The 19,483-nt window shown below is 71.0% G+C and carries 19 protein-coding genes; 12 read left to right on the plus strand and 7 right to left on the minus strand.

Translation table 11 applies throughout. The features are described from left to right. The first annotated feature begins 74 nt into the window (after positions 1–74). The 3 genes from ABE438_RS05745 to ABE438_RS05755 all read left to right on the plus strand — a co-directional run bounded on the left by ABE438_RS05745 (position 75) and on the right by ABE438_RS05755 (position 4,022). Positions 75–626: a transcriptional repressor gene (locus tag ABE438_RS05745; protein WP_346501582.1), complete on the plus strand. Its 552-nt coding sequence runs from the start codon at positions 75–77 to the stop codon at positions 624–626. A gap of 66 nt (positions 627–692) precedes the next feature. After that, positions 693–1,970 (plus strand): flavodoxin-dependent (E)-4-hydroxy-3-methylbut-2-enyl-diphosphate synthase, encoded by a 1,278-nt coding sequence (gene ispG / locus ABE438_RS05750; protein WP_346501583.1) that lies wholly within the window; start codon positions 693–695, stop codon positions 1,968–1,970. 96 nt (positions 1,971–2,066) lie between these two features. Beyond that, positions 2,067–4,022, plus strand: a complete 1,956-nt coding sequence (locus ABE438_RS05755; protein WP_465248560.1) for a potassium transporter Kup — start codon at positions 2,067–2,069, stop codon at positions 4,020–4,022. A gap of 24 nt (positions 4,023–4,046) precedes the next feature. Here ABE438_RS05755 and ABE438_RS05760 read toward each other — a convergent pair whose 3' ends face one another. Beyond that, positions 4,047–5,000: a polyprenyl synthetase family protein gene (locus ABE438_RS05760; protein ID WP_346501584.1), complete on the minus strand. Its 954-nt coding sequence runs from the start codon at positions 4,998–5,000 to the stop codon at positions 4,047–4,049. 43 nt (positions 5,001–5,043) lie between these two features. Here ABE438_RS05760 and mtgA point away from each other — a divergent pair, with 43 nt between their 5' ends. Together mtgA and rpmF are read left to right on the plus strand one after the other, a co-directional pair. Then, entirely contained in the window at positions 5,044–5,853 is an 810-nt protein-coding gene (gene mtgA / locus ABE438_RS05765) for a monofunctional biosynthetic peptidoglycan transglycosylase (protein WP_346501585.1), read from the plus strand. Between the two features lie 93 nt (positions 5,854–5,946). After that, the gene (rpmF, locus tag ABE438_RS05770) at positions 5,947–6,126 is read left to right on the plus strand and encodes a 50S ribosomal protein L32 (protein WP_346501586.1); all 180 of its coding nucleotides are present in this window, start codon (positions 5,947–5,949) and stop codon (positions 6,124–6,126) included. A 179-nt stretch (positions 6,127–6,305) separates the two neighbouring features. On the opposite strand, the gene ABE438_RS05775 is transcribed toward rpmF, so the two are convergent. Beyond that, entirely contained in the window at positions 6,306–6,482 is a 177-nt protein-coding gene (locus ABE438_RS05775; RefSeq protein WP_346501587.1) for a hypothetical protein, read from the minus strand. Positions 6,483–6,718: 236 nt separating this feature from the next. On the opposite strand from ABE438_RS05775, the gene ABE438_RS05780 reads away from it, so the two are divergent. Next, positions 6,719–8,446: an EAL domain-containing protein gene (locus ABE438_RS05780; RefSeq protein WP_346501588.1), complete on the plus strand. Its 1,728-nt coding sequence runs from the start codon at positions 6,719–6,721 to the stop codon at positions 8,444–8,446. Positions 8,447–8,474: 28 nt separating this feature from the next. Here ABE438_RS05780 and phaR read toward each other — a convergent pair whose 3' ends face one another. Next, positions 8,475–9,044 carry a polyhydroxyalkanoate synthesis repressor PhaR gene (gene phaR, locus ABE438_RS05785; protein WP_346501589.1) on the minus strand — a complete coding sequence of 190 codons (570 nt, stop codon included), beginning with the start codon at positions 9,042–9,044 and terminating at the stop codon, positions 8,475–8,477. A gap of 254 nt (positions 9,045–9,298) precedes the next feature. Between phaR and ABE438_RS05790 the strand changes: the two genes are divergently transcribed. The 3 genes from ABE438_RS05790 (at position 9,299) to yddG (ending at position 12,385) form a co-directional block, all read left to right on the plus strand. After that, a complete protein-coding gene (locus ABE438_RS05790; RefSeq protein ID WP_346501590.1) occupies positions 9,299–10,477 on the plus strand; it encodes an acetyl-CoA C-acetyltransferase in 1,179 nt (392 codons plus the stop codon). Between the two features lie 179 nt (positions 10,478–10,656). Beyond that, positions 10,657–11,379 (plus strand): acetoacetyl-CoA reductase, encoded by a 723-nt coding sequence (gene phbB / locus ABE438_RS05795; RefSeq protein ID WP_346501591.1) that lies wholly within the window; start codon positions 10,657–10,659, stop codon positions 11,377–11,379. Positions 11,380–11,515: 136 nt separating this feature from the next. Beyond that, entirely contained in the window at positions 11,516–12,385 is an 870-nt protein-coding gene (yddG, locus tag ABE438_RS05800; RefSeq protein ID WP_346501592.1) for an aromatic amino acid exporter YddG, read from the plus strand. A gap of 4 nt (positions 12,386–12,389) precedes the next feature. On the opposite strand, the gene ABE438_RS05805 is transcribed toward yddG, so the two are convergent. From ABE438_RS05805 to gloB, 3 genes are read right to left on the minus strand one after another with little or no spacing between them, the layout of a single operon-like run. Further along, positions 12,390–13,151, minus strand: a complete 762-nt coding sequence (locus tag ABE438_RS05805) for a GNAT family N-acetyltransferase (RefSeq protein ID WP_346501593.1) — start codon at positions 13,149–13,151, stop codon at positions 12,390–12,392. Next, positions 13,148–13,591 carry a cupin domain-containing protein gene (locus ABE438_RS05810; protein ID WP_346501802.1) on the minus strand — a complete coding sequence of 148 codons (444 nt, stop codon included), beginning with the start codon at positions 13,589–13,591 and terminating at the stop codon, positions 13,148–13,150. Before ABE438_RS05810 ends, ABE438_RS05805 begins: the two co-directional genes overlap by 4 nt. A 39-nt stretch (positions 13,592–13,630) precedes the next feature. Next, entirely contained in the window at positions 13,631–14,395 is a 765-nt protein-coding gene (gloB, locus tag ABE438_RS05815) for a hydroxyacylglutathione hydrolase (protein ID WP_346501594.1), read from the minus strand. Between the two features lie 139 nt (positions 14,396–14,534). On the opposite strand from gloB, the gene ABE438_RS05820 reads away from it, so the two are divergent. From ABE438_RS05820 to ABE438_RS05830, 3 genes are all read left to right on the plus strand, one after another. Next, the gene (locus ABE438_RS05820; protein WP_346501595.1) at positions 14,535–15,305 is read left to right on the plus strand and encodes a class I SAM-dependent methyltransferase; all 771 of its coding nucleotides are present in this window, start codon (positions 14,535–14,537) and stop codon (positions 15,303–15,305) included. Positions 15,306–15,417: 112 nt separating this feature from the next. After that, positions 15,418–16,371, plus strand: a complete 954-nt coding sequence (locus tag ABE438_RS05825) for an acetyl-CoA carboxylase carboxyltransferase subunit alpha (RefSeq protein WP_346501803.1) — start codon at positions 15,418–15,420, stop codon at positions 16,369–16,371. A gap of 163 nt (positions 16,372–16,534) precedes the next feature. After that, complete coding sequence (locus ABE438_RS05830) at positions 16,535–17,905, plus strand: murein L,D-transpeptidase family protein (RefSeq protein WP_346501596.1); 1,371 nt, start codon at positions 16,535–16,537, stop codon at positions 17,903–17,905. A 177-nt stretch (positions 17,906–18,082) separates the two neighbouring features. Here ABE438_RS05830 and ABE438_RS05835 read toward each other — a convergent pair whose 3' ends face one another. Beyond that, entirely contained in the window at positions 18,083–19,480 is a 1,398-nt protein-coding gene (locus ABE438_RS05835) for an amidase (RefSeq protein WP_346501597.1), read from the minus strand. Positions 19,481–19,483 lie beyond the last annotated feature (3 nt).

The raw sequence follows: 19,483 nt of genomic DNA on the forward strand, positions 1-19,483 counted from the left end.
GGTGAGAGCTGGCCGATGGGCCAGCGGGCGGCTCCGGTCGCAGGACGGTGCCCCATGTGTTATCGCGACGCAACATGAGCAGACCCGAAACAGCCGATCACGATCACGCGCACAGCGGGCACGGCCATCATGACCACGATCATGACGGCTGCCGGCATGCGCATGACCATGCCCGCTCCGCCGGCGCCGGGCTGGCGCGCGCAGAGCGCATCTGCCGCGAACGCGGCCTGCGGCTGACGCCGATCCGGCGCAAGGCGCTCGAGGCGCTCTATGCCGATCACCGCCCGGTCGGCGCCTACGACCTCGCCGACCGCGTCTCGCCGCCGGGCGGGCGCCGCCTCGCGCCGATCTCGATCTATCGGGCGCTGGAGTTCCTGGTCGAGCAGGGCTTCGTCCACCGGCTGAGCTCGCGCAACGCCTTCATCGCCTGCCCGCACGGCCATGGCGCCGGCGAGGCGGTCGCCTTCCTGATCTGCGAATCCTGCGGCGGCGTCGACGAGGACGCCTCGGCGGCGATGCGCGAGGCGGTGCGCGGCATGGCCGAGCAGCGCCGCTTCAAGCCGCGGCAGCAGGTGGTCGAGATCGTCGGCCTGTGCGAGCATTGCCGCGGCACCGAGAGCGCTTGACGATCGGGAGATGAGGGCGCACTTCAGCCCCGGCGACCCGATCCAGGCCCGAAACCGGACCAGCCCATGACCGAACCGCTTTCCGACTGCCTGCCAGAAGGCCCGCGCGCCGAACCCGCGGAACGGCTGCGCACGGTGCCGGTGATGGTCGGGCACGTCCAGGTCGGCGGCGGTGCGCCCATCGTCGTCCAGTCGATGACCAACACCGACACCGCCGACATCACCGCGACCGTCGGGCAGGTGGCGGCGCTGGCGCGCGCCGGCTCGGAGCTGGTGCGCATCACGGTCGACCGCGACGAAGCCGCGGCCGCCGTGCCCCATATCCGCGAGCGGCTCGACATTCTCGGCATCGACGTGCCGCTGGTCGGCGACTTCCACTATATCGGCCACAAGCTCCTGGCCGATCATCCGGCCTGCGCCGAGGCGCTGGCCAAATACCGCATCAATCCCGGCAATGTCGGCTTCAAGGACAAGAAGGACCGGCAGTTCGGCCAGATCGTCGAATTGGCGATCCGCCACGGCAAGAGCGTGCGCATCGGCGCCAACTGGGGCTCGCTCGACCAGGAGCTGCTCACCGCGCTGATGGACCAGAACGCCCGCTCCGCCCGCCCGCTCGAGGCGCGCGCGGTGATGCGCGAGGCGATGGTGCGCTCCGCCCTGTTCTCGGCCGCACGCGCCGAGGAGATCGGCCTCGGCAAGGACCGCATCATCCTCTCCGCCAAGGTCTCCGGCGTGCAGGACCTGATCGCGGTCTATCGCATGCTGGCCCAGCGCGCCGACTACGCCATCCATCTCGGCCTGACCGAAGCCGGCATGGGCTCCAAGGGCCTCGTCGCCTCCTCCGCCGCGCTCGGCGTGCTGCTGCAGGACGGGATCGGCGACACGATCCGCTTCTCCCTGACGCCGGAGCCCGGCGGCGACCGCACGCTCGAGGTCAAGGCCTCGCAGGAGCTGCTGCAGACCATGGGCTTCCGCGCCTTCGTACCGCTGGTCGCGGCCTGCCCGGGCTGCGGCCGCACCACCTCGACCGTGTTCCAGGAGCTGGCGCGCGACATCCAGAGCTGGATCTCGACCTCCATGCCGGAGTGGAAGACGCGCTATCCCGGTGTCGAGACCCTGAACGTCGCGGTGATGGGCTGCATCGTCAACGGACCCGGTGAATCCAAGCATGCAGACATCGGCATCTCGCTGCCCGGCACCGGCGAAAGCCCGACCGCGCCCGTCTTCATCGACGGCGAGAAAGCGGTGACGCTGCGCGGCCCCGGCATCGCCGCCGAGTTCAAGGCGATGGTCCAGGATTATGTCGAGCGCCGCTACGGCGCGCGTGCCGCCGCTGCCGAATAGGAACCGCCCGGCCGCTGCGGCGTCTTTGCCTCGCGCAGGCGGCGTGCTAGAGCGCGCGGCCTTTTCGTTGCGCCGCAACACTTCCGGAGCGTCCCCATGACGCAGGACCAGCAGACCCGGCCGGCCACACGGCCGGAGGACGATCGCTACGGCCTCGACGAGCCGGGCTCCGGATCCGGCCACGGCTCCCAGGGCATGGCCGCGCTGATGCTCGGCGCGCTGGGCGTCGTCTTCGGCGACATCGGCACCAGCCCGCTCTACGCGCTGCGCGAGACGGTGCTGGCCGCCGCCGGCGGCGAGAGCGGCGCGCCGGTCCAGCGCGAGATCATCATCGGCGTCCTCTCGCTGATCCTGTGGTCGCTCGTCATGGTCGTCACGCTGAAATACGTCGTGCTGCTGCTGCGCGCCGACAACAACGGCGAAGGCGGCATCCTGACCCTGGTGGCGCTGGCGCAGCGCGGCCTCGGCCGGGCGCGCACCGGCACGGTGCTGTTCCTCGGCATGGCCGGCGCCGCGCTGTTCTACGGCGACACGGTGATCACGCCTGCGATCTCGGTGCTCTCGGCGATCGAGGGCATCAAGCTCGTCACGCCGGTGCTTGACCCCTATATCGTGCCGCTGGCCTCGGTGATCCTGATCGCGCTCTTCCTGGTGCAGAGCAGCGGCACGGGCAAGATGGCGATCTTCTTCGGCCCGGTGATGCTGGTCTGGTTCCTGACGCTGGCCGGGCTCGGCGTGCTGCACATCACCGACGATCTCAGCGTGCTGCACTCGATCAACCCCTATCACAGCCTGCGCTTCTTCGTGGACCATCCCGGCGTCTCGCTGGCGGTGCTCGGCTCGGTCTGTCTCGCCGTCACCGGCGCCGAGGCGCTCTATGCCGACATGGGCCATTTCGGCCGCTCCCCGATCCGCGCCGCCTGGCTCTGGCTGGTCTTCCCGGCGCTGTGGCTGAACTATCTCGGCCAGGGCGCGCTGGTGCTCTCCGACCCGTCGGCGATCGAGAACCCGTTCTACCGCCTCGCGCCGCAGGGCCTGCTGCTCCCCTTCGTCATCATGGCGACGGTGGCGACGATCATCGCCAGCCAGGCCGTGATCACCGGCGCCTTCTCGCTGACGCGCCAGGCGATCCAGCTCGGCCTGCTGCCGCGCATGGAAATCCGGCACACCTCCGAGCACACCTCGGGCCAGATCTACATCCCGCGCATGAACCTGCTGCTGCTGGTCGTGGTGCTGGTGCTGGTCTGGACCTTCCGCACCTCCTCCAACCTCTCGCACGCCTACGGCATCTCCGTGTTCGGCACGATGGTGGTGAGCTCGCTGCTGGCCTGCATCGTCATCCGCCACCATTGGGGCTGGAGCTGGCCGGCGACGATCGCGCTGATGACGCCGTTCCTGATCGTCGACGTCGCCTTCTTCTCGGCCAACCTGCTCAAGCTGCTCAGCGGCGGCTATGTCCCGATCCTGCTCGCCTTCGTGCTGATCGTGCTGATGTGGACCTGGGTGCGCGGCTCGAAGATCCTGTTCGACAAGACGCGCAAGAGCGACGTGCCGCTGCTGGAGCTGGTCGGCATGCTGAGCCGCAGCCCGCCGCACCGGGTCAAGGGCATGGCGGTGTTCCTGACCGGCGACCCGGAGACCGCGCCGGCCTCTCTGCTGCACAACCTGAAGCACAACAAGGTGCTGCACGAGCGCAACGTCATCCTCACCGTGCGCGCCGCCGATACCCCGCGCGTCGCCGATGCCGAGCGCGTGCGCCTGTCGCGCATCACCGACGATTTCTGGCGGATCGAGATGGTGTTCGGCTATATGGAGAGCCCGAACGTGCCGCGCGGCCTGGCGCTGCTGCGCAAGCAGGGCTTCAAGTTCGACATCATGTCGACCTCGTTCTTCCTGTCGCGCCGCTCGATCAAGCCGGCGGCGAAATCGGGCATGCCGATCTGGCAGGACAAGTTCTTCATCGGCCTGACCAAGAGCGCCACCGACGCCACCGACTTCTTCCAGATCCCGACCGGCCGCGTGGTCGAGGTCGGGACCCAGGTCACGGTCTGAGCCTCGCGGCCCGGCGGGCCGCGATCAGTTGCGGCGCCGCGCGCTGAACTCCGCCGCCGCCCGCAGCATCGCCGCCTCCGGCCCGAAGCCGGCGAGCGCGTCGATCGCCTCGGCGCTGAAGCGGTCGCGGGCGCCGCGCGCCGCGTCGAGCCCGAGTGCCGCCACCAGCGTCGCCTTGCCCTTGGCGCCGTCCTTGGCGGTGGCCTTGCCCATCTCCTCGGGGCTGGCCTCAACGTCGAGAATGTCGTCGGCGACCTGGAAGGCCGCGCCCAGCGCCCGGCCATAGCGCTCCACCGCCGCCATGGCGGCGGTGTCAGCCCCGCCCAGCCTTGCGCCGATGGTGACGCTGCCGGCGAGCAGCGCCCCGGTCTTCATCGCCTGCAGCCGCAGGATCTCGGCCTCGTCCAGCGCCTGCGCGACGCCGTCCGGAGAGAAGCGCGCCTCGGCCGCGAGATCGAGCATCTGGCCGCCCGCCATGCCGCCGAGGCCGAGCGCGCGGGCCAGCCCCAGCACGATCGCGGCGCGCGTCTCGCCGTCGGCGCAGGTCGCGGGATCGGCCATCACGTCGAAGGCCAGCGTCAGCAGCGCGTCGCCGGCGAGGATCGCGGTCGCCTCGTCGAAGGCGCGATGCACGGTCGGCCGGCCGCGGCGGGTGTCGTCGTCGTCCATCGCCGGCAGGTCGTCATGGACCAGCGAATAGCAATGCGCCAGCTCGACCGCGGCGCCCGCTCGCAAGCCCGAGGCCTCCGGCACGCCGAAGAGCCGCGCGGCCTCGACCACGAGGAAGGGGCGCAGCCGCTTGCCGCCGCCGAGCGCGCCGTGCCGCATCGCCGCCACCAGCCGCTCCGGCCGGTGGATCTCGCCGGGCAGCACGCGCGGCGCCAGCAACTCCCCGAGCAGCGCCTCGATCGCCGCGGCGGTCCGGCCGAGCGCCTCGGAGAGATCGGTCGCGGGGGCGATCGCAGCTGCGGAACTCATGGGCCATACTCGCGTTCGCTGCAGGGCTCGCAGCGATCGGGGCTTGCCGGAGGTCGTCCTGATCGTCAAGCGTGGGGGCATGGCGCGCATGACAGACACTCCGGCTTCCGGACGGCCCCGCCGGCGCGGCGGCTTCGTCCGAATCGTTCTCCTGCTCTGCCTGGGCCTCGGCCTGAGCTTTCTCGCCGCGCTGCTGGCCTATCGCGTCCTGCCGGCGCCTTCGACGCTGATGATCGGCCGCTGGCTCAGCTTTCGCGGCGTCGAGCGCGACTGGGTGCCTCTGGAGCGCATCTCGCCCCACCTGGTCCGCGCCGTGATCGCGGCCGAGGACCAGCGTTTCTGCAGCCATGCCGGCATCGACTGGGGCGAGCTCAACGCCGTGCTGCGCGACCGCGACGGACCGAGCCGCGGCGCATCGACGCTGACCATGCAGACCGCCAAGAATCTCTTCCTCTGGCCGGGCCGCTCCTATGTCCGCAAGGCGATCGAGCTGCCGATGGCGCTGGCGCTGGACGCCGCCTGGCCGAAGCGGCGGATCATCGAGGTCTATCTCAACGTCGCCGAATGGGGCGACGGGGTCTTCGGGGCGGAAGCGGCGGCGCAGCGCTATTTCAGGAAGCCCGCCGCCCGGCTCACCCAGGCCGAGGCTGCCCGCCTTGCCGGCGCGCTGCCAAACCCGATCCTGCGCGATCCGTCGCGGCCGAGCCGCGGCCTGCAGGCGGCATCTGGCCGGGTGCAGCGGCGCATGGCCCAGCTCGGCCCGCTCGGCGACTGCGCCCTGCCCGCCGCCGGTGCACAGCTCGCGCCAGATTTTCTGGGCCACACACTAGCCAGCGCCCGCGCGAGCGTGTAAAGGCCACGCCTCAGCACGATGTGACGTCGTCACGACCGTGGTGCGGGCCGAACGGCCCGGGCACCACCTCGCGGCGGCATGATGGAGAGTAGCATGGCCGTTCCGAAGAGAAAGACGTCGCCGTCGAAGCGTGGCATGCGCCGCTCGGCCGACGCGCTGAAGCAGCCCACCTATGTCGAGGACAAGAACTCCGGCGAGCTGCGTCGTCCGCACCACATCGACCTGAAGTCCGGCATGTATCGCGGGCGTCAGGTTCTCAAGACCGAGGCCTGAGACCGGCCGGGCGGCCCTCGCGCCGCCTGCCCGACCAGACGTGAAGCCGGCCGCGAGGCCGGCTTTTTGTCGTTGGCGGTTCAGATACCTGCTGCGCCGATGACGGCGCCAGACTAAAAGCCCACACGAGCACGACCGACGCGACGAAGACCTGTGCCAGGCAGCGCGGGCGATGCCCGCTAGCTGCGGCGCTGCGTCGGCTGTCCCGAGAGGCGTGGCGCCGGTTGTGCCGCCTGGCGATAGGCCCGGGCCGCCTCGGCCGGCGTCGCCCGCCCCGCCCCGGCGAAGGGGCCGATCTCGGCCCGCGACGCCGCCATCTGCACGATCAGCGCCGCCGGGACGCGCGCGCCGAGCATCGCCCTGCGCTGCGTCCGCCGCCGCTCGCCCGTCGCGGGCCAAGCGCTTCCCGCCTCTGGCTGATCCACCATCGCTTTGTTCCGGCACGCCGAGGATGTCGGCGGACCTGAAACAGCAACCGCGATGCCACGCTTAACCGACCCTTAACGCAAAGACGTGCATCATTTCGAAACAGGTGATGCCGCCCCGGCAGGCGCGCACTCGCCTCATTCCCTGCCGTCGAGGCTTCAGACAGATGCCCGCGCCTTCCATCCTCGACAACCGAGGCAACTGGATCGTCGAGCCCCGGAACCTGCTCTCCTCGCTGGGAGAGGTCGTCTACACCTGGGACATGGAGAGCGACGAGCTGCGCTTCGGGCCGAACGCGGTCGAGGTGCTGGGCGCGATCTCGCAGGCGGCGCTCACCCGCGGCCTCGCCTTCGCCGGGCTGGTCGAGCCCGGCAGCGGCCGCAGCCGCTACGACGCCATCGTCTCGACCGGCGCGCGCGACCTCGGCGAGGGCGCGGTCTACCGCACCCGCTACGCCGCCAATCTCGCCGGCCGCCGCATGTGGATCGAGGATGCAGGGCGCTGGTTCGGCGGCCTCGACGGCCGCCCGGCCCGCGCCCATGGCGTCCTGCGGCTCGAGCGGCTGGTCCGCCCAGAGGAACTCGATGTCGAGCGCGGCGATTTCGGCGAGCGCGCCACGCTGATCGACCGGGTCGAGACCACCCTGTCCGAGGATCTTCCGGCCGAGAAGCCGGTCGCGCTGCTGGTCGCGGCGATCGACGGGCTGCAGGTCGACGGGCTCAAGATCGACGGCTGCATCGACCCGGAGATGACCGAGGAGGTGGTGCGCGAGGTGCAGCGCCGGCTCTATGCGGTGATGCGCCGGCGCGACCAGTTGCTGCGCTATTGCGGCGACCAGTTCGCCGTGCTGCTGAGCGGCTGCCCCGCCGACCAGGTCGAGGCCGCGGCGCGGCGCTTTTCCACCGCCGTCGCCCGCTCGGCGATCGAGACCTCGCGCGGCATCGTGCTGGGACGCCTGCGAATCGGCGCCGCCATCGCGCCCGACCTGACGCGCCATGCCGGCACACTGGTCGAGGCGGCCGAGCACGCGCTGGAAGACGCCCGCGCCTGCGCCGCCGAGGACGCCGTGCTGGCCCGGCGCGCCCCGCGCCAGTCGAGCGGCCAGCCGCGCCCGGCCGTCAGCCTCGAGGCCGAGGCCCTGGCAGCGCTCAACGACCGCCGCATCCGGCTCGCCTTGCAGCCGGTCGTGCGCGCCGCCGGCCGCCAGGTCGCCTTCAGCGAGGCGCTGCTGCGGGTCGAGCGTCCGAACGGGGGCGGCTTCATCGCCACCGCCGAGCTGATCCCGCTGCTCGAGCAGCGCGGGCTGGTGCGCCTGTTCGACCATCGCGTGCTGGAACTGGCCATGGGCCTGCTCGCGGAGGATCCGCATGCGGTGCTCTCGGTCAACGTCTCGCCGCGCTCGCTCGACGATCCGGAATGGCTCGCCGCCTTCCTGTCCTGCACCGCCGGACGCCAGGACATCGCGACGCGCCTGATCGTCGAGATCACCGAGACCGCCACCGTCGAGAACCCCGAGCGCGTCGCCCGGCTGCTGACCCAGGTCAAGGAGCGCGGCGCCCGCATCGCCATCGACGATTTCGGCGCCGGGCACACTTCGCTGCGCCATCTGCGCACCTTCCCGATCGACATCCTCAAGCTCGACGGCGCCTTCACCCAGAACCTGCGCCGCTCCACCGACGACCGCTTCTTCGTCCGCACGCTGCTCGACCTCGCCCGCCATCTCGAGGTCGAGACGGTGGCCGAATGGGTCGACGACGAGATGCAGGCGGCGATGCTGTGCGAATGGGGGGTGACCTATCTGCAGGGTCACCTGATCGGCAAGGCCGAGCTGCCGCAGCCCGAGCCTGTCGCGGCCGAGCCGGCACTGCCGGCCCGCCGCAGCGCGCGGGCCTGACGGCCCGCCGCAAAAGCGCCCGCCGGGCTCAGCTGCCGGCGAGCTTGTCCAGTCGCTCGCGCATGGCGTTGAGCTCGCGCTTCAGCTCGCCGAGATCGTCGGAGGCCGGTGCCGCCTGGTTCTCCTGCTGCGCCTGCGCGGTCGCGGCGGCGAACGGGTTGAACATCCGGAAGGCGTCGGTGAACATCGCCATATTGGCGCGGGTCTGCGCCTGCAGCGCGTCGATCGCCCCGCCGCCGAAGGCCTTGCTCATCTGCTCGCGGAACTGGTTCTGTTCCTGGGTGAGCTTGTCCATCGAGAATTCGAGATAACGAGGCACCAGCGCCTGCATGCTGTCGCCATAGAAGCGGATCAGCTGGCGCAGGAAGGCGATCGGCAGCAGGTTCTGCCCGTCCTTGCTCTCTTCCTCGAAGATGATCTGCGCCAGCACCGAGCGGGTGATGTCCTCGCCGCTCTTGGCGTCGTAGACGACGAAGTCTTCGCCCTTGCGAACCAGCCCGGCCAGATCTTCCAGCGTCACATAGGAACTCGTACCCGTGTGGTAGAGGCGACGATTGGCGTATTTCTTGATGACGGTCGGTTCTTTTTCGTTGGCCATCGACATCCACACGACTTGATCCGGACTGTCACCCACAGGGGCGGATGCGTCCGGCTTGCGTTTCCCTGACGCGACGATAGCCCTTCAGCAGTGCGCTGCAAGCTTTTTGAGGGCGGGTGCGAAATGACCAGCGCCCCGCCGCCCGCCGCGACGCTGCGCCTGTCTTGACGCCGTCGCTTCGCCCTTCGAAGGTGAGCGCGAAAGCCGTACGGCGCAGCCGCGGCGGCTCGCGATCTGGAAGGAAGACAATGCCCATGGCCGATAATGACATCGTGATCGTCGGTGCAGCCCGCACCGCCGTCGGCGCCTTCAACGGCGCCTTCGCCACCGTGCCGGCGCATGATCTCGGTTCCGCCGCCATCAAGGAGGCGCTGATCCGCGCCAAGGTCGAGGCCGGCGAGGTCGACGAGGTCGTGATGGGCCAGATCCTGACCGCGGCGCAGGGCCAGAACCCCGCCCGCCAGGCGGCCATGAACGCCGGCATCCCGCAGGAGGCGACCGCCTGGGGCCTCAACCAGCTCTGCGGCTCGGGCCTGCGCGCCGTGGCGATCGGCCTGCAGCAGATCGCCAATGGCGACGCCGACATCATCGTCGCCGGCGGCCAGGAATCGATGTCGCTCGCCCCGCACGCCGCGCATCTGCGCTCCGGCACCAAGATGGGCGACACCAAGTTCCTCGACACCATGATCAAGGACGGGCTCTGGGACGCCTTCCACGGCTACCATATGGGCACCACCGCCGAGAACGTCGCGGCCAAGTGGCAGATCTCCCGCGACGAGCAGGACGCCTTCGCCGTCGCCTCGCAGAACAAGGCCGAGGCCGCCCAGAAGGCCGGCAAGTTCAAGGACGAGATCGTCCCCTTCACCATCTCGACCCGCAAGGGCGACGTGGTGGTCGACACCGACGAATATCCCCGCCACGGCGCCACGCTCGAGTCGATGGCCAAGCTCAGGCCCGCCTTCTCGAAGGACGGCACCGTGACCGCCGGCAACGCCTCGGGCATCAATGACGGCGCCGCGGCGCTGGTGCTGATGACCGCCAAGGAAGCCGCCAAGCGCGGCCTGACCCCGCTCGCTCGCATCGCCTCCTGGGCGACCGCCGGCGTCGATCCGGCGATCATGGGCTCCGGCCCGATCCCGGCGACCCGCAAGGCGCTGGAGAAGGCCGGCTGGAAGATCGGCGACCTCGACCTGGTCGAGGCCAACGAGGCCTTCGCCGCGCAGGCGCTCGCGGTGAACAAGGATCTCGGCTGGGATCCGGCGATCGTCAACGTCAATGGCGGCGCCATCGCGCTCGGCCATCCGATCGGCGCCTCGGGCGCCCGCGTGCTGGTGACGCTGCTGCACGAGATGGCCAAGCGCGACGCCAAGAAGGGTCTGGCCACGCTGTGCATCGGCGGCGGCATGGGCATCGCCATGGCAGTGGAGCGCTGATCGCGCTCCGCTCCCGGCCGGCGGCCGGGCGGACGGCGCCTTGATCGGCGTCAAACCGCCCGTCGCCGAAAGGGGGCATGGTCCGCGGGCGGACGGTTCGCCGTCCGCCGCGCCCGGCCGCAGAGGGGTCGAGCGTCGCAAGAACGGCGCAAGAACGTAGAGCACAGGGAGAAGATGGCATGGCCAAGGTCGCATTGGTTACCGGGGGGACGCGCGGCATCGGCGCCGCCATCTGCAAGGCTCTCAAGGAGGCCGGCTACACGGTCGCCGCCAATTACGGCGGCAACGACGAGGCCGCCGCCAAGTTCAAGGCCGAGACCGGCATCCCGGTCTATAAATGGGATGTGGGCGACTACGACGCCTGCGCCGCCGGCATCGCCAAGGTCGAGGCCGAGAACGGCCCGGTCGACGTGCTGGTCAACAATGCCGGCATCACCCGCGACGGCTTCTTCCACAAGATGACCAAGGAGCAGTGGTCGGCGGTCATCCGCACCAATCTCGATTCTCTGTTCAACATGACGCGGCCGGTTATCGAGGGCATGCGCGCCCGCAGCTTCGGCCGGATCATCGTGATCTCCTCGATCAACGGCTCGAAGGGCCAGATGGGCCAGGTCAACTATTCCGCCGCCAAGGCCGGCGATATCGGCTTCGTCAAGGCGCTGGCGCAGGAGAACGCCAACAAGGGCATAACCGTCAACGCGATCACGCCCGGTTATATCGGCACCGACATGGTCTCGGCCATGCCGGAGGAAGCGCTGAAGCGCGTCGTCGCCGGCATCCCGATGGGCCGCCTCGGCAAGCCCGAGGAGATCGCGCAGACCGTGGTCTTCCTCGCCTCCGACAACGCCGCTTTCGCCACCGGCGCGACCTTCGCGGTCAATGGCGGCCAGTACATGGCCTGACGCCCTCGCCGGGCGGCGCTCCGGCGTCGCCCGGCCCCCGCCCGGATGCGGGCGCGGCGGTTTGCGATGAGCCCCGCCGCTGGCGTATGGCGGGAGGCCCGCCGGCGCCGGCGGCCTGCCGCCACCGGACTGCCGCATGACCTCCCGTACCGCCACCCTGTCCGGCTTCGTCGCCATCCTGCTCTGGTCGACGCTCGCCCTGTTCTCGACCATGGCGAGCCGCGTGCCGGCCTTCCAGCTCGTCGCCATGACCTTCGCGATCGGCGGCCTGCTCGTGCTCGGTCTGGCGGCGCTGCGCGGGCGCCTGCATCTGGCGCGCCCGACGCTCGCCTCCTTCCTGCTCGGCTTCTACGGGCTCTTCGGCGACACGATCCTCTATTACGCCGCGGTCAGGACCGCGGCGCCGGCGGAAGCCAACCTGATCCATTATCTCTGGCCGCTGCTGATCGTGATCTTCGCGGCGCTGCTGCCCGGCGGCCGGCTGCAGCTGCGCCATCTGCTCGGCGCGCTGATCGGGCTTGGCGCGACAGCCCTGCTGATCTCGGCCAATCTCGGGGCGGGCGCGGGGCTTCAACCCGGCCATCTGCTCGCGGCACTCGGCGCCGTGGTCTGGGCAAGCTATTCGGTTGTCTCGCGCCGCTTCGCCGCCGTGGCCTCGGAGAGCCTCGGCGTCACCATGCTCGGCTGCGCCGTGCCGGCGCTCATGGCGCATCTCGCCTTCGAGACGACGCTATGGACCCCGACGCCGGGCGAATGGGCCGGCATCGTCGGGCTCGGCCTCGGCGCGATCGGCTTCGCCTTCGCCAGCTGGGACATCGCGATGAAGCAGGGCGACGTCGCCCTGCTCGGCGCCGCCTCTTATGCCTCGCCGCTGATTGCGACGATCCTGCTGGTGCTGGCGGGCTATGCCGCGGCGAGCTGGCTGCTCGCCGTCTCCTGCCTGCTGATCATCGCCGGCGCGCTGGTCGCGACCTTCGGGCCGGGCGCGCGAAGCGCCGCCGCCTGAGCCGTCACGGCGCGAGCATGCGGGTCTCGTAGGCGTAGACCGTGCGGAAGCCCAGCCGCCTGTACAGCTCATGCGCCAGGCCGTTGGTCTGGTCGACCTGGAGATAGGCGAGGCGACAGCCCTGCCAGGCGGCCCAGCCCATCAGCCCCTGCACGATCGCCTTGCCGAGGCCGCGCCCGCGCAGGCTCTCGTCGACGATCACCGCGCCGATCTCGGCCATGCCGCGCTCGGCCACGCTCATCGCATAGGCGGCCGGGCGCCCCTCCAGCATCAGCGTGGCGAAGGCCGCCGGCACCCGCACGCCGCCGACGATCGCGGCGAGATGGTCCCGATTGCGCTTGGCGCCGGTCTGCAGCGCCGCGACGCCGTCGGTCCAGGCCGGTTCGGCTACCGGCGTCAGCACCAGCCCCTCGATCGAGGCCGCCGCGGCCGGATCCAGCTCCGCCACCATGCCGTAGGAGGCGGTCTCGACCCGGTAGCTGCGCGCATCGAGCCGCTCGCGCAGGCCGTCCGCCATCAGCGGCGTGAAGCGGATGCGCGGCGGCAGTCCGGCCTCGCGATAGCGCGCCTCGACGAAGGCGAGCGTCGCATCGTCCATATCGGCCCCGGCCCGCAGCGCCGTCGCCGAATTGGCGCGGCCGGAATAGCCGTTGGCGAAGCGCACCACCCAGTCGTCGACGATCAGCGTGGTCGGCGCCGGCCAGGCGTTGACGATACGGGTCTCGCAGGCGCTCGCCAGCGCCAGATCGGTCTCGACGGGGCTCATCGCCCGCCTCCCGCGGGCCGCGGACGCGGGCGCCAGCCGGGCTCGGCCATCTCGAAGCCGGCGAAGTCGAAGCCCGGCGCCACCGTGCAGCCGACCAGCGTCCAGGCGCCGAGCGAGGTCGCGCTCTGCCAGCAGCCGGCCGGCACCACGATCTGCGGGCGCTGGCCGGTGGCGAGCGCGGTGCCGAGATGATGCGCCGAGGCATCGTGGCCATTTGCGGAGAGCGTGATCACCAGCGGCGCCCCGGCATAGTAATGCCAGATCTCGGCGGCATCGACGCGATGCCACTCAGAGGTCTCGCCGACGCCGAGCAGATAGTAGATCGCCGTCGAAAAGCCGCGCCCCGCCGGCCCCTGCGGATCGCGGAAGGTCTCGCGGTAATGCCCGCCTTCCGGATGCGGCCGCAGGTCGAGCAGGCGCACGACCTCGGCCGCCGTCATGTCGTCGAGACGCGTCATCGCGCTGGCGGGCTCCGCGGCTCAGAAGCGGTTTTTGGCCTCGCGCAGCGCGGCGAACACCGCGCCCGCCGGCTTGCCGACCAGGCCGAGCGTCGCCGCCAGCGCCTCCTGCCCGGCGCGGAAGAACGGGTTGCTCGCCTTCTCCTCGCCGACCGTGGTCACCGACCAGAAGCGCCCGCTCTCCTTGGCGGCTTCCGCCTCGGCGAGACGGCTGGCGACCGCCGGGTTGGCCGGGTCCATCGCCGCGGCGAAGCGGGCATTGGACAGGGTGTAGTCGTGGCCGGTGATCAGCGTGGTCGCCTCCGGCAGTTCCATGATGCGCGAGACCGAGGTCCACATCGCCTCCATGCGGCCGGGCATGACGCGGCCGCAGCCCATCACGAAGACCACGTCGCCGACCAAAGCGAGCGCGGCGCGCGAGCTGACCAGGCTGAGATGGCCCTCGGCATGGCCGGGCGTCGCCCAGACCGCGAAGGGATAGTCGCCGACCGAGACGCTGTCGCCCTCGGCGATGACGGTATCGACCGGCGCGCCCTCGCGGGCGGCGGCGGGCGCGAAGACCTGGGCGCCCGTCGCCTGCTTCAGCGCGGCGATGCCCTGGACATGGTCGGCATGCTCATGGGTGACGAGCACGCGCGAGATCTCCCAGCCCTTCTCCTTCGCCGCGGCGAGCACCGCCTCGGCGTCGGGCACGTCGACGGCGGCGCAGATCCCGCTCGCCGGGTCGCGCAGCAGGGCGCCGGTGTTGTCGCTGAGCGTGCGGAAGACGTGAATGTCGAGGGCCATGCCGGACTCCTGGTCGGGACGATCGAGGTCTGCCCTCTCCTTAGCGCCTGCCGGCCGCCCGCCCAAGCCCGCAAGCCGGGCGCCCCTCCGGCCCGGAGCGGACTTGCGCCGGCGGGCCATGCAGGCCATCTCCTCTGGCATGGCCCTGGATATCGTCGACCTGCGCGCCTTCTACGCCGGCCCGCTCGGGCAGATCGCGCGCCGCGCCGTCGGGCGGGCGATCATCGGCCTGTGGCCGGACTGCCGGCGCCAGCGGGTGGTGGGCCTCGGCTTCGCCACCCCCTATCTGCCGCTGATCGGCGGCGAAGCCGAGCGCGTCATCGCCTTCATGCCGGCAGCGCAGGGCGTGGTGAACTGGCCCTCGCGCGGGCTCTCCGCATCGGCCCTGGTCGAGCCGACCCTGCTGCCGCTGCCGACCGCCTCGGTCGACCGCATGCTGGTCGTGCATGCGCTGGAGGAGACCGAGAGCCCCGAGGACCTGCTGGAGGAGGCCTCTCGCGTGCTCAGCCCCGGCGGACGGCTGATCCTCGTCGCGCCCAATCGTCGCGGCCTCTGGGCGCGGATGGACACCACCCCCTTCGGCCATGGCCGGCCCTTCAGCCGCTCGCAGCTGGAGAAATTGATGCGCGGGGCGATGTTCTCGCCGGAGAACTGGGCGGAAGCGCTCTATGTCCCGCCTCTGCGCCGCGCGCTCTTCCTGCGCTCGGCCCCGGCCTGGGAGAAGGTCGGCGCCGGGCTGTCGCTGCCCTTCGCCGGCGTGCACGTCATCGACGCCACCAAGCAGTTCCACCGGCGCGCGCCCCTGCGTGCGACGCGGCGCAGCTTCGCCTTCCGGCCGATCCTGCTGCCGCAGCCGAGCCCGAGCGCCCGCCAGCCCCATTCCGTCACGAAGACGCCGTCTTCGGGTTGACAATCGCGCCACCTCGCGGCCAAGGTCCGCCGCCTTTTCCCACCCGCCACGAACCGCGCACGCCACGCAAGCCGGCCGTTGCGACGCAATGCGGGATCAGAACCGGATGTCGATGCGAAGCTATCTCGATTTCGAAAAGCCCGTCGCCGAGCTCGAGGCGAAGGCCGATGAACTGCGCGCACTCGACGAGAAGGGTGACGACTATTCGCTCGGCGAGGAGATCGCCAAGCTCGAGGCCAAGGCGGGGCAGACCCTGAAGGACCTCTACGGCGCGCTCTCGCCCTGGCAGAAGACCCTGGTCGCCCGCCATCCGCAGCGCCCGCATTTCCTCGATTATTGCGCCGGGCTGATCACCGAGTTCACCCCGCTGGCCGGTGACCGCAGCTTCGGCGAGGACGAGGCGATCGTCGGCGGCTTCGGCCGCTTCCGCGGCGAGCCGGTCTGCGTAATCGGCCAGGAGAAGGGCAACTCGACCGAGACCCGCCTGCGGCACAATTTCGGCATGCCGAAGCCCGAGGGCTATCGCAAGGCGATCCGTCTGGTCGAGATGGCCGACCGCTTCGGCCTGCCGGTGCTGAGCTTCGTCGACACCGCCGGCGCCTATCCGGGCATCGAGGCGGAGGAGCGCGGCCAGGCCGAGGCCATCGCCCGTTCGACCGAGAGCTGGCTCGGCCTGCGCACGCCGAGCGTCGCGCTGGTCATCGGCGAGGGCGGCTCCGGCGGTGCCATCGCCATCGCCGCCGCCAGCCAGGTGCTGATGCTCGAGCACGCGATCTATTCGGTGATCTCGCCGGAAGGCGCGGCCTCGATCCTCTGGCGCGACACCGCCAAGGCGCGCGACGCCGCAACCGGCATGAAGATCACCGCGCAGGACCTGCTGAAGTTCGGCATCATCGACGGCATCGTCGGCGAGCCGACCGGCGGGGCCCATCGCGATCCGCAGGCGGCGATCGCCCGCGCCGGCGACGCGATCGAGGCCGCGCTGGCCGGGCTCGCTGACCTCGGCGGGGAGGAGATCGTCGACCGCCGCGCCGAGAAATATCTGGCGATCGGCCGTTCGCTCTGAGCCGGCGCGACGCTGCGTCGCCCTGCGTCATCTGGCGCGGGCGGCCGATGTCGTGCTAGAATTCGTCAAGGCTAACGGCTCCTCAACCGTCGACGCGGCATAATTCGGCCGTGATCTGCGGCTCAGGGTCGAGCCGTGACGCCCGAGTGATGGGATTGACGACGTGGCTGTGAAACATCTCGCGCTCACCGCGCTGATCGCTCTCACGCTGGCTGCCTGCGAAGAGGACCGCTATCGCGGCTCCGCCCGCCATAACATCCCGATCCCGTCGGCGACCTATGCGCTGATGTCCGAGAAGGGCATGAGCAAGAGCCAGCCCATCCTGATCCGCTCCTACAAGAAGGAATCGGAGCTCGAGGTCTGGAAGCAGCGCGCCGACGGCAAATACGCCCTGCTCAAGACCTATCCCATGTGCCGCTGGTCGGGCCAGCTCGGCCCGAAGAAGCGCGAGGGCGACCGCCAGGCGCCGGAAGGGTTCTACGCCATCGGCCCGGCGCAGATGAACCCGAACTCGTCCTTCTACGTCTCGTTCAACATGGGGTATCCCAACGCCTATGACCGTTCGCATGGCCGCTCCGGCGCGCATCTGATGGTGCACGGCGCCTGCTCCTCGGCCGGCTGCTATTCGATGACGGACGACCAGATCGGCGAGCTCTACGCCCTGGTGCGCGAGGCCCATAACGGCGGCCAGCGCGCCGTGCAGATGCAGGCCCTCCCCTTCCGCATGACGCCGGAGAACCTGGCCAAGCACCGGCTCGATCCCAACATCGCCTTCTGGAAGAACCTGAAGGAAGGCTCCGACATCTTCGAGGTGACCGGCCAGGAGCCGGCTGTCGGCGTCGCCGGCGGCCGCTACGCCTTCAACGGCGGCAACAGCCCCGCCGTGGCGCAGAAGCGCCAGGAAGACGAGCTCAAGGTCGCGGCGCTGGTCTCGAAGGGAACGCCCGCGGTGCGCCTCGTCTATGACGACGGCGACCAGCACGCCTCCTTCAAGCGCCAGCTCGCCCAGTCGGGCGCCGACACCATGAACCGCTCCGTCTCCTGGGGCTCGCGCGATGTCGGCATCAGCCGCGTCGACGCGCTGATCGGGCCGCGCGTCGTCGTCCTCGACGACAAGGGCCGCACCAAGGCGACCGTCCGCGCCAGCTCGGCCGACAACGATGTGGTGCTCGCGGCCGTCCGCGGCGCCGCCGAGGAGCCCGCCGCCAAGGAGCCGGTCGCCGAGAGCAAGCCTGCGGCCCGCGACGCCGCCAGCGCCGTCGCCCGGGCGACGGCCGCCGCGGCCGAGCCCGCGCCGCTGCAGACCGCCTCCGCCGCCACCGACGCCCCCTTCTTCCGCCGGGCGCTGAGCTTCATGCCGCTGTTCGGCAACAGCTCGTCGAGCACGCAGGAGCAGGCGCCCGTCGCCTCCGTGGTGCCCGACAGCCCGCAGGCCGTCACCGCGCCGCTGCCGCCCCGCCGCGCGCCGGCGCTGCGCACCTCGCGACTCGACCAGCCCGAGGCCGCCTACGCCAGCAAGCCCGGCAATCGCTGATCCTTAAGACGCGGCGCCCGACGGTCCCGCGCTCGTCCGACGACGAAACGCCCGCCCCCGGTCTACGGGAGCGGGCGTTCTTCGTTTCAGGGGCGTCGACGCACAACCTAGGCCGGGCGGCACCGGCCGTGACCGCTGTCGAAAGCAGCCGACCCCAACCCGCCCGGCAGAAACGCGCTATGCCGCGAGCGCGCGGAGATCGGGCGTACGCAGATGCCAGTCGGTGACCCGCTGGAACGCGCTGCCGAGGCCGGCGAGGAAGCGCTCGCTCGCCGGTGCGCCGAGCAGCTGGATGCCGACCGGCAGGCCGCCCTGCGAGAAACCGGCCGGCAGCGCGAGGCCCGTGGCATCGACGAAGTTGCCGGCGCGGGTGAACACCGCCGGCGAGCTCATATCCTCGGCGACATCGCTCAGCGGCACGGCCGGATCGGCGAGGCCCGGCGTCAGCAGCGCATGATACTGCCCGCACCAGCGCCGCCAGAGCGCCTGCATCTCGGCGTGATAGGCGAGCGCCGCCAGATAGTCGCTGGCCGCAATCGCCCGGCCGCTCAGCACGCGGGTGCGGACGCCCTCGCCGAAGCGCAGGCCGGGCTCGTCGATCTGCCCGCCATGATAGGCATAGGCCTCCGCGGCGATGATCACGCCATTGGCCGTCATCAGCCGCAGGAAGTCGAAGGGCACCCGCACGGTTTCGACGCTGGCGCCGAGCGCGCGGAAGGTCTCTTCCGCCGCGACGGTGGCGCTGCGCACATCGGCGTGCACCGGCACCGGATAGTCGGCCGGGTCGAGCGCGGCGATGCGGATGCCGGCGAGGGGGCGGGCGGGATCGGCCTGAGGCGCCGGGGTGACCGGGCCGCCCTGGCCTGCGCCTGTGCGGACCGCCTCGGTCAGCAGCAGCGCGTCCTCGGCGGTGCGCGCCAGGAAGCCGATCGTGTCGAGCGTCGGCGAGAGCGGAATCGTGCCGGCGGCCTCGATGCGCCCGCGCGAGGTCTTGAGGCCGGTGACGCCGTTGGCCGTCGCCGGGATGCGGACGGAGCCGCCGGTGTCGGAGCCGAGCGCGGCCGGCACCAGCCCGGCCGCGACCGCAACCCCGGACCCGCTCGACGAGCCGCCGGGAATGCGCGGCTCGGCCAGGTCCCAGGGATTGAGCGGCGTGCCGAGATGGGGGTTGGTGCCCCAGCCGCCGAAGGCGAACTCGACCATCTGCGTCTTGCCGAGCAGCACCATGCCGGCGGCGACGAGCCGGCTCACCACCGGCGCCGTCTCCTGCGCGACGCGCTCGCGCCAGGCATGCGAGCCGGCGGTGGTGACCTGCCCGCGAATGTCGCAGAGATCCTTCACCGCGATCGGCAGCCCGTCGAGCGGCCCGAGCGGGTAGCCGGCGGCGCGGCGCCGGTCGGCCGCCTCGGCCAGATGTCGCGCGCCCGCCTCGTCGACCAGGACGAAGGCGTTGAGCGCTCCGTCGAGCCGCCGGATCCGGTCGAGATAGTGATCCGCGAGCTGGCGGCTGGTGAAGGTTCCGGCCGCGAGGCCGGCGGCGAGCGCGGTGAGGCTCGCCGACGTCAGGTCAAGCATGGA

This window comes from Allobosea sp. TWI1241, from assembly GCF_039673065.1.
Classification (GTDB): domain Bacteria; phylum Pseudomonadota; class Alphaproteobacteria; order Rhizobiales; family Beijerinckiaceae; genus Allobosea.

Bases quoted from the DNA above. Each gene is read 5' to 3' on its own strand.
- ABE438_RS05755 (WP_465248560.1), top strand. From the start codon at position 2,067: ATGACGCAGGACCAGCAGACCCGGCCGGCCACACGGCCGGAGGACGAT.
- ABE438_RS05810 (WP_346501802.1), bottom strand. From the start codon at position 13,591: ATGACGGCGGCCGAGGTCGTGCGCCTGCTCGACCTGCGGCCGCATCCG.
- ABE438_RS05820 (WP_346501595.1), top strand. From the start codon at position 14,535: ATGGCCCTGGATATCGTCGACCTGCGCGCCTTCTACGCCGGCCCGCTC.
- ABE438_RS05790 (WP_346501590.1), top strand. From the start codon at position 9,299: ATGGCCGATAATGACATCGTGATCGTCGGTGCAGCCCGCACCGCCGTC.
- phaR (WP_346501589.1), bottom strand. From the start codon at position 9,044: ATGGCCAACGAAAAAGAACCGACCGTCATCAAGAAATACGCCAATCGT.
- rpmF (WP_346501586.1), top strand. From the start codon at position 5,947: ATGGCCGTTCCGAAGAGAAAGACGTCGCCGTCGAAGCGTGGCATGCGC.
- phbB (WP_346501591.1), top strand. From the start codon at position 10,657: ATGGCCAAGGTCGCATTGGTTACCGGGGGGACGCGCGGCATCGGCGCC.
- ABE438_RS05780 (WP_346501588.1), top strand. From the start codon at position 6,719: ATGCCCGCGCCTTCCATCCTCGACAACCGAGGCAACTGGATCGTCGAG.
- ABE438_RS05805 (WP_346501593.1), bottom strand. From the start codon at position 13,151: ATGAGCCCCGTCGAGACCGATCTGGCGCTGGCGAGCGCCTGCGAGACC.
- ABE438_RS05745 (WP_346501582.1), top strand. From the start codon at position 75: ATGAGCAGACCCGAAACAGCCGATCACGATCACGCGCACAGCGGGCAC.
- yddG (WP_346501592.1), top strand. From the start codon at position 11,516: ATGACCTCCCGTACCGCCACCCTGTCCGGCTTCGTCGCCATCCTGCTC.
- ABE438_RS05775 (WP_346501587.1), bottom strand. From the start codon at position 6,482: ATGCTCGGCGCGCGCGTCCCGGCGGCGCTGATCGTGCAGATGGCGGCG.
- gloB (WP_346501594.1), bottom strand. From the start codon at position 14,395: ATGGCCCTCGACATTCACGTCTTCCGCACGCTCAGCGACAACACCGGC.
- ABE438_RS05835 (WP_346501597.1), bottom strand. From the start codon at position 19,480: ATGCTTGACCTGACGTCGGCGAGCCTCACCGCGCTCGCCGCCGGCCTC.
- ABE438_RS05825 (WP_346501803.1), top strand. From the start codon at position 15,418: ATGCGAAGCTATCTCGATTTCGAAAAGCCCGTCGCCGAGCTCGAGGCG.
- ispG (WP_346501583.1), top strand. From the start codon at position 693: ATGACCGAACCGCTTTCCGACTGCCTGCCAGAAGGCCCGCGCGCCGAA.
- ABE438_RS05760 (WP_346501584.1), bottom strand. From the start codon at position 5,000: ATGAGTTCCGCAGCTGCGATCGCCCCCGCGACCGATCTCTCCGAGGCG.